General features: G+C 59.6%; 17 protein-coding genes. 16 read left to right on the forward strand and 1 reads right to left on the reverse strand.

Annotation, left to right across the window (positions count from 1 at the left end):
• Nucleotides 1–10 precede the first annotated feature (10 nt).
• The 12 genes from GDA65_03600 to GDA65_03655 all read left to right on the forward strand — a co-directional run bounded on the left by GDA65_03600 (nucleotide 11) and on the right by GDA65_03655 (nucleotide 10,142).
• Nucleotides 11–1,165: an ABC transporter permease subunit gene (locus GDA65_03600; GenBank protein MBA5861786.1), complete on the forward strand. Its 1,155-nt coding sequence runs from the start codon at nucleotides 11–13 to the stop codon at nucleotides 1,163–1,165.
• Between the two features lie 535 nt (nucleotides 1,166–1,700).
• Nucleotides 1,701–2,207 carry a DoxX family membrane protein gene (locus GDA65_03605; protein MBA5861787.1) on the forward strand — a complete coding sequence of 169 codons (507 nt, stop codon included), beginning with the start codon at nucleotides 1,701–1,703 and terminating at the stop codon, nucleotides 2,205–2,207.
• A gap of 60 nt (nucleotides 2,208–2,267) precedes the next feature.
• A complete protein-coding gene (locus tag GDA65_03610; protein ID MBA5861788.1) occupies nucleotides 2,268–2,555 on the forward strand; it encodes a hypothetical protein in 288 nt (95 codons plus the stop codon).
• A gap of 155 nt (nucleotides 2,556–2,710) precedes the next feature.
• Nucleotides 2,711–3,007 carry an antibiotic biosynthesis monooxygenase gene (locus tag GDA65_03615; GenBank protein MBA5861789.1) on the forward strand — a complete coding sequence of 99 codons (297 nt, stop codon included), beginning with the start codon at nucleotides 2,711–2,713 and terminating at the stop codon, nucleotides 3,005–3,007.
• 46 nt (nucleotides 3,008–3,053) lie between these two features.
• Complete coding sequence (locus tag GDA65_03620) at nucleotides 3,054–3,494, forward strand: periplasmic heavy metal sensor (protein MBA5861790.1); 441 nt, start codon at nucleotides 3,054–3,056, stop codon at nucleotides 3,492–3,494.
• Between the two features lie 154 nt (nucleotides 3,495–3,648).
• Nucleotides 3,649–3,987 carry a hypothetical protein gene (locus tag GDA65_03625; protein MBA5861791.1) on the forward strand — a complete coding sequence of 113 codons (339 nt, stop codon included), beginning with the start codon at nucleotides 3,649–3,651 and terminating at the stop codon, nucleotides 3,985–3,987.
• Nucleotides 3,988–4,124: 137 nt separating this feature from the next.
• Nucleotides 4,125–4,496, forward strand: a complete 372-nt coding sequence (locus GDA65_03630) for a rhodanese-like domain-containing protein (GenBank protein ID MBA5861792.1) — start codon at nucleotides 4,125–4,127, stop codon at nucleotides 4,494–4,496.
• A 305-nt stretch (nucleotides 4,497–4,801) separates the two neighbouring features.
• Nucleotides 4,802–5,227, forward strand: a complete 426-nt coding sequence (locus GDA65_03635; GenBank protein ID MBA5861793.1) for an OsmC family peroxiredoxin — start codon at nucleotides 4,802–4,804, stop codon at nucleotides 5,225–5,227.
• A gap of 14 nt (nucleotides 5,228–5,241) precedes the next feature.
• Nucleotides 5,242–5,922, forward strand: coding sequence for an HAD-IA family hydrolase (locus GDA65_03640; GenBank protein ID MBA5861794.1), 681 nt, complete (start codon nucleotides 5,242–5,244; stop codon nucleotides 5,920–5,922).
• A 467-nt stretch (nucleotides 5,923–6,389) separates the two neighbouring features.
• The gene (locus GDA65_03645) at nucleotides 6,390–7,145 is read left to right on the forward strand and encodes an ROK family protein (protein MBA5861795.1); all 756 of its coding nucleotides are present in this window, start codon (nucleotides 6,390–6,392) and stop codon (nucleotides 7,143–7,145) included.
• A gap of 42 nt (nucleotides 7,146–7,187) precedes the next feature.
• Nucleotides 7,188–9,224, forward strand: coding sequence for a cyclic nucleotide-binding domain-containing protein (locus tag GDA65_03650; protein ID MBA5861796.1), 2,037 nt, complete (start codon nucleotides 7,188–7,190; stop codon nucleotides 9,222–9,224).
• A 312-nt stretch (nucleotides 9,225–9,536) separates the two neighbouring features.
• Nucleotides 9,537–10,142 (forward strand): nitroreductase, encoded by a 606-nt coding sequence (locus GDA65_03655; GenBank protein ID MBA5861797.1) that lies wholly within the window; start codon nucleotides 9,537–9,539, stop codon nucleotides 10,140–10,142.
• Nucleotides 10,143–10,152: 10 nt separating this feature from the next.
• Here GDA65_03655 and GDA65_03660 read toward each other — a convergent pair whose 3' ends face one another.
• Entirely contained in the window at nucleotides 10,153–10,836 is a 684-nt protein-coding gene (locus tag GDA65_03660) for an SAM-dependent methyltransferase (protein MBA5861798.1), read from the reverse strand.
• Nucleotides 10,837–10,943: 107 nt separating this feature from the next.
• Here GDA65_03660 and GDA65_03665 point away from each other — a divergent pair, with 107 nt between their 5' ends.
• The 4 genes from GDA65_03665 (at nucleotide 10,944) to GDA65_03680 (ending at nucleotide 13,615) form a co-directional block, all read left to right on the forward strand.
• Nucleotides 10,944–11,675 carry an SDR family oxidoreductase gene (locus tag GDA65_03665; protein ID MBA5861799.1) on the forward strand — a complete coding sequence of 244 codons (732 nt, stop codon included), beginning with the start codon at nucleotides 10,944–10,946 and terminating at the stop codon, nucleotides 11,673–11,675.
• Between the two features lie 87 nt (nucleotides 11,676–11,762).
• Nucleotides 11,763–12,146: a RidA family protein gene (locus tag GDA65_03670; GenBank protein ID MBA5861800.1), complete on the forward strand. Its 384-nt coding sequence runs from the start codon at nucleotides 11,763–11,765 to the stop codon at nucleotides 12,144–12,146.
• A gap of 240 nt (nucleotides 12,147–12,386) precedes the next feature.
• Complete coding sequence (locus GDA65_03675; protein MBA5861801.1) at nucleotides 12,387–13,043, forward strand: DNA-3-methyladenine glycosylase 2 family protein; 657 nt, start codon at nucleotides 12,387–12,389, stop codon at nucleotides 13,041–13,043.
• Nucleotides 13,040–13,615, forward strand: a complete 576-nt coding sequence (locus tag GDA65_03680) for a DJ-1/PfpI family protein (GenBank protein ID MBA5861802.1) — start codon at nucleotides 13,040–13,042, stop codon at nucleotides 13,613–13,615. Before GDA65_03675 ends, GDA65_03680 begins: the two co-directional genes overlap by 4 nt.
• Nucleotides 13,616–13,618 lie beyond the last annotated feature (3 nt).

Below are 13,618 nucleotides of genomic sequence, written 5' to 3' on the forward strand. Positions count from 1 at the left end.
GGGGCATGGCATGACGGCTCGGCAGCGGACAGCCACGTGGGGGCAACGTCTCGCGGCGCTGACATGGAAGGAAATCTTGCAACTGTCGCGCGATGTGCCGCTGTTGTTATTTTTGGTGTATTCGTTTTCGCTCTCGGTGCTAGTGAGCGGGGCCGGGATCACCATGCAGCTCACCAACGCGGAGTTGCTGGTGCATGATGCGGATCAGAGTCCTTCGTCCCGCGAGCTGATTCACCGGTTCCAGCCTCCGTATTTTGCCCTCACCGGCGCGATCAGCGATCCTCGCCAAGGCCTCCGGCAACTGGACCAGGGCCGTGCGATGCTCTTATTGGAGATTCCCCCGCGTTTTCATGAGGCCCTCATGAGCGGAGCACGGACGGCAGTCCAACTGCTTGTCGATACCACCAATGCTCCTCAGGGGCTCTCGGCCGCCGCGTACAGCGTGCGAATTGCCAGCCTGTTTGGGGCCGAGACGGGCCTGGCCTCCGCGGGTCTTTCCGGAGTGACGGCGACCGTGCCCGTCGTGTCCAGCGCCCATCGTGTCTGGTTCAACCCCACCCAGGACGAACGATGGTTCCAGTCCATTTCGCACATATTGCGCATGATCACGCTCTTTGCGGTATTGCTGCCGGCTGCCGCATTGGTTCGTGAAAAGGAACGGGGCACGGTCGAGCAGTTACTCGTGTCGCCGTTGTCTCCCTTCCAGATCATGTTTTCAAAGGTTCTCGCGATGTCTGGAGTCATCCTCCTCGCGACCGCTCTGGCTCTGTATGGCGTCTTGCACCCGGTGTTTCACGTGCCGATGAAGGGGTCGGCGGGACTCTTTTTTCTGCTGACCGCGTTGCATGTCTTCACCACGGCCGGATTCGGATTGGTGGCCGCGACCCTCGCGAAGAACCAGGCCCAAGTCGCCATGATGACGCTCTTCGTCGTGGGTCCGATGCTGTTGTTGTCAGGCATCACGTCGCCGTACGAATCGATGCCCGCATGGGTACAGGCCATCATGACGTTCTCTCCATTGCGCTACTATATCGACATCACCTACGGGGTGATGTTGAAGGGGGCGGGCTTGGAGTTGTTGTGGAGACCTGTCGGCGCCATGCTCCTGTTGGGCGGCATACTGTTCGGGAGTGGAATGTGGCGATTCCGACGGCAGTTCCAATGAGTGGACTGCCCCCGCTGGACCCCTGCCTCGTGTAACGATTGCTCATCGCGAGTCGTTCGCCACCGCTGCACCTTCAAGAAACCTCCTCCCGATATCCGGCCGTTGCTGCGGGGGACTCAAGCGGCGTCTGCAATTAACGCAGCAGCAGCTCGCTCTCACGACTGCCTGCTCCACGAGGTGACGATGCGTTTCGTCACCTGACGAGGCTTCGTCGCGAGCAGTTCGTCACTCGGAATCCGCAATGTCGCCGCCGTGCGAGATGAGCAGGATATTCTCTTGAAATATGAATGCGTTGGACGAGTCTATTCCAGGGGAATGCCGCGAGGAACAGCCTTTGCTGATACTGGTGAACAGCAACGCATTGAAGAATGGAAGGTGATCTATGAAGAAGGCGACGATGTGGCTCTGGTGGTACGGACTGTTGGCGGGCGTTCCTCTCGTGACCATGGGGCTGTTGTTGAAGGATCGAATGGCGGCTGCGGTTCCGCAGCGGGTGCGGAGCCACCGGCGATAATTCATTGTAAGGAGGTGCGGCATGTACAGCTTTTTCAAAACAGATGATTCCTGGGCGGGTTTGATTCTGCGGGTGGTGCTGGGGGGCGTGATCTTCGCGCATGGAGCCCAGAAATTATTGGGCTGGTATGGAGGGGGCGGGTTTGAGGGCACCATGGGATTCTTTACTCAAAAAATGGGCCTCCCCTGGCTGGTGGCGTTTCTCGTCATCATCGGGGAATCCATCGGCAGTTTGGGGTTGCTGGCAGGCTTGTTCACCAGGTTCACGGCGGCGAGTTTCATCGTGATCATGTTGGGCGCGATTATGACCGTGCATTTGCCACAAGGGTTCTTCATGAACTGGTTCGGACAGCAGACCGGTGAAGGGTTCGAATATCACCTGCTCGTGATTGGAATGAGCCTGGCGTTACTGGTCGTCGGCGGGGGCAAGTGGTCGCTCGATGGGGTGATTGCCCGCTGGTTCGGCGAGCGGGCGGCCGTCCCGGTGACGAAGGCGCGGGAGGCGAGCTTCGCGTTGCGCATGTTCTGAAGGCCATGGTGAGGCCGGGCACTGGCCCGGTCCCACTCGAGGACGAAAAGGTCCACGACCATGTTAAAGATTACGGTGTCGAATACAAGCCGGGGAACCACCTTCGACCTCTCCGGGCGCCTGGTCGGTCCCTGGGTTCAGGAGCTCCGGCGATGTTGGCTGATGGCCGGCGTCGGCGAACCGGCCCCATGCCATGTCGATCTCCGGGAAGTGACCTTCATCGATGAGGCGGGAACCACGCTCCTGTCTCAGATGTATCGCGGAGGGGTCACCATTCACGCGTCAGGCTGTCTGACGAGGGCCATCGTGCAGAGTTTAAACACGACAGGTGTTCACAATCACAACTAAGGAGTCATGCGATGAGACGCGTAATGGTTCTCCTCGGGTCAATGGTTCTCAGCTTGTCGATGGCGGCGCCCTATGGACACGCCGCAGAAGGCGGGGGAAAGAGCCCGGCGGATGTGTAAATCGGGCGGCGCCGAACAGATTGAAGGAGGTGCACCATGCCGGTTACGTTGATTACTGTGTTCTCAGTCCCGATCGCCAGGGAGGAGGAATTCGTAAAATGGTGGGCCGATATCAAAGACCATATCACCAAGGAACCGGGATTCATCAGTGGAAAATTCCATAAGAGCATCCAGTCGGACCGTAAATTCAACTATATCAACGTGGCAATCTGGCAGAACGACGATCTGTATTGGAAAGCCTATGAAAAGAGCGTTTCGCCCATGAAAATCAAGCTTGGAGAGCTAGGTGTTGAGATGACGCCTGCGCTCTATCGCGTGGCCTTCGAGTACTGAGCTCACACGCACCAGGTCATTCACCAATTTCACCAGGGAGGGCAGCATGAAGATGCACAAGACGGTTCGGGTCGCGATCGGGACGCTGGTTCTGGCCGGGGCGCTGGTCGGGGCCGGTTGTCATCGTCACCACACGCCGGCGGAGCGCGCGGATTGGATGACGAACAAGATCGCCAAACATTTGGATTTGGACGACCAGCAGAAGGCGAAGCTGATGGCCGTGAGGGACGAAATGGTGGCGGCTCGCGCGGAGTCTCAGCAGGAGCATAAGGCGATTATGGAGGACCTGATCGTCCAGGTGCAAAGCGACCGGCTGGACCAGGCCAAGCTGACTCAGCTGATGGACCGGCATCAAGCCGAACAACGGCGCGTGATGCAGCGCGTTTTGCCAAAAGTGACGGATTGGCATGCGACGCTTCGGCCGGAACAGAAGGCTGAAGCCGTGGAGCATATCCGGAAATGGATGGATCGCTATGGAGACCACTAGCCCGCGCTATTCATACCCGGTTCAATGTGCATGGATACGGCCGATGGGAAACAGAACTGTCAAGCAGTCGGGTACCACCGAAGAATGAAGTGTGCTGACCATGAACGCTGAGCGGTCGATGAACGACTCTCAGAACCTAACTAAGGAGGGTGTGATGCGATACATAAAAGGATTCTGTGCCATGTTGTTCACGGCGGGGCTGGTGTTTTCGGCCGGTTCTCTGTTCGCCGAAGTTGATGATGGATCTCACATCAAAATTACCTCGCCGAAGGATGGGGCCAAGGTGGGAGACACCTTCGAGCTGGCCTACGAACTCACGAAGGGTTCCAAAGCGGCTCATGGGCATGTGTATCTCGACGGCGAACCGCAGAAGAAGTTTCCCGGCACATTCAAAGGGCTCAGCAAGGGCAAGCATGAGATCAAAGTTCAAGCGGCGACCCACGATCACGACCATTTGTCCGCAACCGATACTATTACGGTCGAGGTGCAGTAGATCAGCGCTTGCATAGACCAGAGAGACACTCTACCGTGACAAGTTAGAACACAACACGGGAATCGGCATCCCGCGTGGGCTAGGCCGGCCTAGCAGGAAGAACGAGCGTTGTTTACATATTCATAAGGAGCAAGACCATGGCGACACCAGTGGCGATCAATGACCCGGCAAAAGCGAAAGAGTTCTTCGAGGCAAAAATGGCGTTTACCACCGGTCCGGTGGAACTGGAACGGATGATGAAGAATAAGGAAGTGAATGTTGTTGATGTCCGGGCGGCGGACGATTACGCCCAGGGGCATATTCCCGGTGCGGTGAATTTACCGAAGGATCAGTGGGCCTCTCTCAAAGGTCTGCGCAAGGACAAGCTGAACGTGCTCTACTGCTATTCACAGGTCTGCCATCTTGCCGCGACCGCTGCCGTGCAATTCGCCGCACAGGGCTATTCCATTATGGAATTGGATGGCGGCTGGCGTTGGTGGAAGGACGATGGGTTCGACGTGGAGAAGTGAGCAGGTCTTCGACCGAGTCACCAGCGCTTGCATGACATGATAGGTCGATAGCACCGGACGTGGGCGGTCTTTCCGAAAAGGATGGGCCGCGCCGCTCTCCTGTCACACACGTTCGATCCAGATGCGACGGCGGGTGGGCAGAGTATGTAGTGGCGGCGGGGAAGCCATGGCCGCTCTGACGGGCGTGCGGCCGATGATCGAGCGGTTTCCCCCGGCCCATGCGCAGGAAGCCTATCAGCACATGATGGGTGGCAAAGCGCGCTTCCGCGCCGTACTGACGATGAACTCGTAAATTTGGAGGTAGCATGAAACGGAATGCATCGGCAAAATGGCAGGGCGATCTCAAGACAGGTAAAGGGACGGTGTCGACGGACAGCGGCGTGTTAGCCGAGACGCCATATTCATTCAGCACCAGATTCGAGAATGGAAAGGGCACGAACCCGGAAGAATTGATCGCAGCCGCCCATGCCGGTTGCTTTACCATGGCCCTTTCGGGTCAGTTGGGCGCGGCGAATCTGGTCGCTGAGCACCTGGCGACCACCGCAACCGTCACGATGGAAAAACTGGAGGCAGGCTGGACAGTCACCGGCATCCATTTGGCCGTGAAGGGAAGAGTGCCTAAGGCCGATGCCGCCGCTTGGGACAAAGCGACCACGGCGGCGAAAACCGGCTGCCCGATTTCCCGTTTGCTGAATGCCACCATCACGATGGACGCCAGGTTGGAGAACTGACACGCATGACCGTTGTGCCTGATGGCGATTCGCTCGCCTTTTTATTCGACTTGGACGGCACGTTGGTCGACAGTGTGTACCAGCATGTGCTGGCCTGGCGCGAGGCGACTCAGGCGGCAGGGATTGAATTGCCGGTGTGGCGGATTCACCGGCAAATCGGGATGAGCGGCGGCCTCATGCTTCATGCGCTCTGGCGGGAAACCGGCCGACCGGTGACCAAGGACGAAGCGGAAGATATTCAACGGGTGCATGCTGAAGCCTTTGCCAGACAAGCTTCTTCACTCCGGGTGCTGCCCGGGGCACAAGAGCTCGTGGATGCTCTGACGGCAGCCCGGGTGCCCTATGCCATTGCTACGAGTGGCCGACTGCAAAGCGCGCAACATACCTTGAAGCTGCTCAAGCTTCCTTCCGGTACTCCCGTGGTGACTCGTGATCAAGTAAAGCGGGCGAAGCCTGACCCTGATGTGTTTCTGGCGGCTGCCGAGCAACTCCACGTCCCGATTGCCAGGTGCATTGTCGTCGGCGACAGCGTGTGGGATCTGCTGGCCGCTCGCCGGGCATCCGCGCTGGGCGTGGGTTTGCTGTCAGGGGGATATGGCCGGGAAGAACTGGAACGGGCCGGCGCCTATCGTACGTATCACGATCCGGCAGACTTGCTGCGCCATGTAGACGAATGTGGTGTCCGGCTTGGGTAGCGATTGATCTCGCGTGGCCACCGGCGTCATTCGTCTCACAGTGCTGAGACGGTGTTCGAGGTTGTGTGACCTGGTAAGCGTGAAGATGTGACACCCTCAGTGATGTACCATGGCGGTGGCTTGCCTCAAGGTTTTTTCCGCGCTCCACAAGGTCAGGACGACGGGTTTGTGAGGGGATGGCAGGAGGTGAACATCGATCTTGCCGCACAACGGTGATTCATCGGCGGAACGTTGCATCAGGGCATCAAGCCGGACAGTCAATTCACCTTCGTCAACGTGGAGGTCTGGGAAAGCTGGGATGTGGAGTGAACCGCTTAGGATCTCTGCGGCACGTCTATCCTATGAAATCGAAGTCAGAGCAATCAGGGATCGAGATGGTCACGGCTCTCTTCGATGTGCTGTGTGAATAGTGATGCAGGCCGGTACGCCTGGTTGCGAGGATCACCTGGAGAGAGAAAGGAATGATCATGCGTCGAATGAAGAACGAGAAGAGGTCCAGCCGACTCAACACGGTACTAGTGATTGATGTGGGCGGGACTCACGTGAAAGTGCTTGCCACCGGCAAACGCACGCCGCGAAAAATTCCATCCGGTCCCACTATGACCGCGCCAGCCATGGTCGAAGCGGTACGGCAGATCGCCGCCGATTGGTCCTATGATGTCATCGCGCTGGGCTATCCGGGCGCGGTGTTGCGAGGCCGGCCGGCTGCCGAACCCAAGAACTTGGGGGAGGGATGGGTGGCATTCGATTTCGAGAAGGCGTTCGGCTGCCCCGTCAAGGTGATCAATGACGCAGCCATGCAGGCCCTCGGCAGCTATGAAGGCGGGCGTATGCTGTTCTTGGGCCTGGGCACGGGCCTGGGCTCAGCCCTCATCACCGATGGCGTGCTGGTACCGATGGAGTTGGCGCATCTGCGATACCGGAAAGGTCGAACCTATGAGGACTATGTCGGGTTGCGCGGGCTCAAGCGCTACGGCAAGAAGAGATGGCGCCAAGACGTCAAGGGTGTGGTGACGGCGCTCAGACATGCGCTACAAGCCGACTACGTCGTGCTCGGCGGAGGCAATGCCGAAAAACTGAAGGGCCTGCCTGAACGCGTCCGCTTGGGCGACAATGCCCATGCTTTTCTCGGCGGGTTTCGCCTCTGGGAGGAAGCGTGGCAGGATGCGCGGCCTGCCTCCGTTGTGCAAAGCCGATGTGCGGAGAACACACAACGGGCTTGAGCCTGCCGAGTGGAGTCCCGGTTACGGGTGAAGAGGTCAGCGATGAACCCTCGACGAATCATCATCATCGGCGGCGGATTTGGCGGAGTCCAGTGCGCGAAGATCCTGCGCAGGAAACTGACGCCGGAGTCCTTCGAGATCGTGTTGTTCAGCCGGGAAAACAGCATGGTCTTTTATCCGTTGCTGGCTCAGGTGGCAGGAGCCACGATCAACCCCGGAGCTGTGACGGTGCCGCTGCGCCAAATGTTGTCGGGGGTTCGGTGCCGAACGGAAGAGGTAAGGCAGATCGACGTGGCTGCTTCCGAGGTGGAGTACGAAGGATACGATGGCCGTGTGAATCGCATGTCCTTTGACCATACAGTGATTGCCTGCGGAGCGTCGGTCAATCTCACGATGGTTCCGGGGATGGCCGACCATGCGTTTCCGCTGAAGTCGGTGGGCGACGCGATGGCCTTACGATTCCATGTGACCGACCAACTTGAGAAGGCCGAGGTCTGCGCCGATCCGGAGCGCCGACGCTGGTATTTGTCGTTCGTGGTGGTCGGCGGCGGGTTTACCGGAGTCGAAGCGGCGGGCGAAATCAACGATCTGGTGCGGGCCAGTGCCAAGTTTTATAAAAACTTCACGGCACGCGACCTCACTGTGACGCTGGTGCATAGCCGGGATCACATTCTGCCCGAGGTGAGCCTCACGCTCCGGGAATTTGCCAGGACGAAGATGGAGCAGGCCGGGATCCACATGGTGCTGAACGCGCACGCTACCCTGGCCACCGCTGAGGGCGTGGAGTTGGAAGACGGGCGGATGATCCGGGGTGGGACCATTGTCTGTACGATCGGCACGACCATGCCGCAGTTGGTGCAGCGGCTCGATGTGCCGAAGGAACGCGGCAAATTGCTCACCGATGTTGACATGCGCCTTCGCGGCATCTCGAACGTCTGGGCGATCGGTGACTGTGCCCACATCGTGAACGCCTACGATCACGGCGTGGCTCCCCCGACGGGCCAATTCGCCGAGCGCCAAGGGAGCCAGGCGGCTCACAACATCGTGGGTGTCCTGCACGGCCAGCAGACCAAACCGTTTTCTTTCAAACCGTTGGGACAATTGTGCGGCCTCGGGGAGCGGAACGCAGTGGCGGAAATTTTGGGCGTGCGTCTGTCGGGGTTTCCTGCCTGGTGGCTCTGGCGGACCGTGTATCTGTTGAAATCTCCCTCCTGGTCGCGCCGGATTAAGATCGCGTTCGATTGGACCTGGGAGCTGTTCTTCCCGCGAGATCTGGCCTACCCCAGGGCCGGCCGGACCGAACGGATCGGGAGGGCAACGTACCGTCCGGGGGATTACATCATGGTCGAGGGTGAGCCGGGCTTGAATTTTTACGTGGTCGAACGGGGGGAGGTCGAAATCCTGCGCGAACCACGCGGAGAGCCGACTCGGATCATGGCGGTGTTGGGACCAGGCGAGTTTTTCGGTGAAATGGCCTTGATCGACAACAGTCCGCGTATCGCGAGCGTTCGAGCACGCACGGCGGTTGAGGTGCTGGTGATGGGGAAGGAGGTCTTTTCGGACATTTCCGGGGCGCTCGCTCCGTTTCACAATCTCGTGGCCCAAGCCCTGAGATGGAGACGGCCGAGATCGAATCCCCGCCTCAGCCAGGCCTGGACGGTTCTGGAACAGCAACCGCTCTCGGTATTGATCGATGCGGTTCCGGCGCAGCGCCTCTCCCCCGACGACACATTTGAGGTCGCCGTTCGCACCTTTGATCAGCAGGCGGTCGAGTTCCTTTGCGTGCTGGATAACAATGGATGCTTGCAAGGCATTGTGACCAGAAACGAGTTGTTCGAAACCTTTGCGCAGGGGAAGTCACCGGCAACCCAGGTTCGTGATTTTATGCGAGCCCAACCCATCGCGGTCACTCCTGACCAGACGTGTCTGACAGCCGGTGATCTGATGAATAAGCATGACCTCGACTGGTTGCCGGTGATAGAGACTAAGGAAGGTCGCCGGCTCATCGGTGTCGTGCGGTCCGAAAAGCTGCTGTGTTACCTGATGCAACAGGCTCGAAGTGGCCCTGCTGTTCTGTGATGCCCCAGGCGTGTTTGTGTGAGGGCCGTGTGCCATTCCGACTGCCGGTCGCTGAGTCCGCAGGCCTGTTTTCCTGCGCCAGCGGCGGCGATCTCGAAAACTTGTCTGCGGTGGCATGGGAATGTGTCGCCAAGGCGAGGCCAGACTTCCCGACCTGAGCTGCCAATACCACGTGTTGAGTCACCCCCCCCTCGCACTGAAAACGGAGTCTCAGTCATGTGAAGCAGGTTCTCGCCCGGTTGTGTCATGGCTGGTAATCGTGCTCGAATGGTGCGCACATTGGTGCCAACAACCTGGACAGAAGGATCGTTCATGGAAAAACCGGCTGAGACGCAATATCCCATTCATGACGTGCTGCGGCGTCGCTGGAGCCCGCGGGCCTATTCGGAACGGATGGTGGAAACGGAGACATTGAAGAGTCTATTTGAAGCGGCACGCTGGGCGCCCTCTTCGAATAACGAACAGCCATGGCATTTCATTGTCGGGACGAAGGCCGATCCGTCTGCGTATGACCGGCTGTTTGCCTGTCTCAAGGATGGAAACAAGAAATGGGCGTTTCGGGCTCCGGTGCTGATGCTTTCTGTGGCGCGGCTGAACTTTGAAGATGAAGGCACGCCGAACCGGCACGCCTGGCATGATACGGGAATGGCCGCGCTCAGCGTATGTTTGCAGGCCACGTCGCTGGGATTGATCGCACACCAGATGGCGGGCTTCGACATCGAGAAGGCGCGCACCGATCTCGGAATCCCCGCCGGGTATGCGCCGGTGGCGATGATTGCGATCGGGTATCCCGGCGATGCGGCCGCACTGCCGGATGATCTGCGTGAACGAGAAGTGAAACCGCGGGAACGGAAGCCGGTGACGGAATTCGTTTCCTTTGGGGCGTGGAATCGTCCGCCCGAGTGGCCTATCAGATGATGGTGTCAGGTCACCCGCGCCGGAGGCGCAACATTTCGTTCCCGCCGCGCTGAAGCTCGTAGCTGACCCGTTCGATCGAAAGATGGTGGCCGTCTCGACGGAGTTGCTCACACACCGGCTCCACGTGCTGCGACCGCTCCGCCCGGAGCGCGAGCAATGGAAAGATCCTCACTTCCGGCGCGACCCGCAACATGGCTCGTATGGCATTGAGATGAAACGCGGCATCGAAATGGTCCGAGTACAAGAAGAGAAAGTGTGATGAGAGCGCGAGGTCGAAGCAATCTGTCTTGAACGGGAGTGCCGGCAAGAGGCCGCAGACATACCGTCTTGGGTTTCCTTTCCTGCTGTAGTCGGCCACGAATGTTTCCATCACGGTGATTCGGTTCCGTCGCAGATCCTCAGGGTCGCGATGGTGACCCCAGACCCAATTCTGCGGCGTTGCCCGTACCTGCTCGATGACGTGATCGAGGGTGGAGCAGAATTGCCGTTGGATCTCCGCTCCGGTGAATTGATACAGTGGGTCGATCGAGCAGACGCGACCGCCGGCGGCCGTGAGTTCCGCGTTGAAGCTGGACGGCCCAGCGGCGCAGTCCAGAATGTGCCGCCGGTGGTCCGCGGCGTCGAGCGAAAACATCGACGCATATTCATGTAGGGATCGTCCGAACGGTACGGTCTGCTCCAGGCGGATGCTCATGGGCGCACTGTATCAGACGTGGTGTAGACGAGACCATCAGCCTGCGAAGAGCGATCTGTGGATGAGCCGTCGTTGGTGTGTCGTCGGAGACAAGTGGAGGCGCGGGCATGGGGTCGTTGACGGGCAAAGTGGCCATTGTGACCGGATCGTCGAGCGGCATCGGCCGGGCGATCGCCGAACGATTGGCCCGGGATGGCGCGACCATCGTGGTCCACTATCATGTGCATGCCGACAAGGCCGAACAGGTCGCGGGGGGGATTCAGGCCAGCGGGGGGAGAGCCCTGGTGCGGCAGGCCGACATGAGCCGGGTGGCCGATGCGCAGCGCTTGGTGCGGGAGACGGTCAGGGAGTTGAGCCGTCTGGACATTCTGGTGAACAATGCCGGCCGGTTTCTTCCCCGGCCATTATTGGAGACGACCGAGGAGGAGTTCGACGCCATTCTTGCCCTGAATGCGAAGGGACCATACTTCGCGATGCAGGAAGCGGCGAGGGTCCTCAGTGACGGCGGCCGCATCGTGAATATTTCGTCGGCGCTCACCCACCTGAAATTCCCCGGTGCCACCGCTCACTTGGGGAGCAAAGCGGCGCTGGAACAGTACGGCAAAGGTCTCGCGCAAGAATTGGCTTCGCGAGGGATCACGGTCAACACCGTGCTCCCTGGTTTTACGGACACTGGAGTCTTGACGGAGCCCTATCGTCTGATGGGGGCGCAGATGTCGCCTGCGCAGCGGCTTGGACAGCCCTCTGATATCGCCGATGTGGTGGCCTTTCTGGTGAGCGAGCAGGCGCGGTGGTTGACCGGACAGGTGATCCAGGCTGGCGGCGGCCTCGTCATGTAACAGGACGCGCATCTGTCGATACTGCTCCATCAGTTGAATGAGATCCGTGGTGTAACCGGAATTTTTAGCATGGGGGAAGGAGGAAACATGGCGAGGCAGAACGTTTCGACCGGGGGACCCTGGGAAGGCAAAATCGGCTATTCGCGCGCGGTGCGCGTCGGCCAATCCGTGCAGGTCTCCGGCACGACTGCGATGACGGGATCGGGACTCGTGGGAAAGGATGATCCCTATGCGCAGACCATTCAGGCCTTGAAGACGATTGAAGCGGCGCTCGTGCAGGCCGGCGCATCGATCGCGGATGTGGTGCGAACGCGCATTTATATGGCCAATATCGATCAATGGCAGGAAGTCGGCCGCGCGCATGGCGAAATCTTCGGGGCGATCAGGCCTGCGACCACCATGGTGGAGGTGAAGCGCCTGATTGATCCGGACATGCTGGTTGAAATCGAGGCCGACGCCATCGTTGCCTGACCTGGTGCGGATATGCTCCGCCAGCGGCGTGCTCGCATGGCATGAACGTTCTACGGATCGGGCAAGGATGCGTCACCTTCGGGACATGGCCGGCTCCCCGTCCCGACGGTGTTCACAAACGCGGTGCTCATTCAGTTTCGCGCCGTGGACCTCGCTGCGGCCTTGCTGGACCGCCGTGTTGCGCATCCGGTTGGCCATGCTGACGCCGACAGCGCAGGTGGATGGCGCATGGAGGGGTGGATGAGCAGAGTGTCGCCGGACATTGCCCATCTGCGCAGGATCGATCCGGTGATGAAGCGCTTGATCAGAGAGGTCGGCGCCTACGCCCTGCCGCCTCCCGCAAGACGCTCCCCGTTCGAGTCGCTGGTCCGCGCCATCGCCTACCAACAACTGCATGCGAAGGCCGCGGAGCGTATCCTCGCACGTTTCATCGCCTTGTGTCCTGGCCGTCGGTTTCCGCAGCCGGCGGATGTGCTGGCGTTAGCGCCGGAGAGCATTCGAGGAGCGGGGTTCTCCCGCGCGAAGATTGCCGCGCTGCAGGATTTGGCTGCGAAGACGGTCGACGGCACACTGCCGACCGCGGCCGTCATTCGCCGGCTCGATGATGACGCCATTGTCGAACGGCTGGTGGCGGTGCGGGGTATCGGCCGGTGGACCGCCGAAATGTTGCTGATCTTTCAACTGGGCCGTCCTGATGTCTTGCCGGTCGATGACTTTGGCGTGCGGAACGGATTCCGGATCGCCTACAACCAACGGGCGATGCCGACGCCTCAAGAACTGTTACGATATGGAGAACGCTGGCGGCCGTATCGCACCGCCGCTGCCTGGTACCTCTGGCGAGCGGCGGAACGTGGAAAGAAACGAAGGAGCGGGAGATTACAAGAGGTGCCAGCATGAGAGCGGCCCTGATCGTGTTCGACAACATGACCAGCCTGGATTTCGTCGGTTTCTACGATCCGCTCACCAGGCTCAAGTCCATGCGGATTCGGTCGGATTTCGAATGGAACATTTGCGCCTTACAGGAATCCGTGACGGACGATCGCGGATTGCGCGTCGGAGCCGATGCGCAGAAAGAGCCGCTGGCCAGCTACGATCTTCTGTTCGTGCCGGGAGGTATCGGAACGCGGACGTTGCAGCAAGAACCCGACTTTATCGAGTGGCTGCAGACATTCGATGCGACCAGATTGAAAGTCTCGGTGTGCACGGGATCGCTGCTGCTCGGCGCAGCCGGGTATCTCAAAGGAAAACGTGCGACGACTCACCCGACCTCCCTCAAAGAATTAGAACCTTATTGTGCAGCGGTGGAAGCGGCAAGAATCGTCGATGAGGGCGATGTCATCACGGCAGGCGGAGTCTCGGCGTCCATCGATGCTGGATTGTATGTTGTCGAACGGTTGGCTGGTTCGGAGGCACGGAATCGCATTACAAGGCAGATGGATTATCCCTATCAGTGGCATCCGTGCATGTGATCG

The organism is Nitrospira sp. CR1.1 (assembly GCA_014055465.1).
Classification (GTDB): Bacteria; Nitrospirota; Nitrospiria; order Nitrospirales; family Nitrospiraceae; genus Nitrospira_A.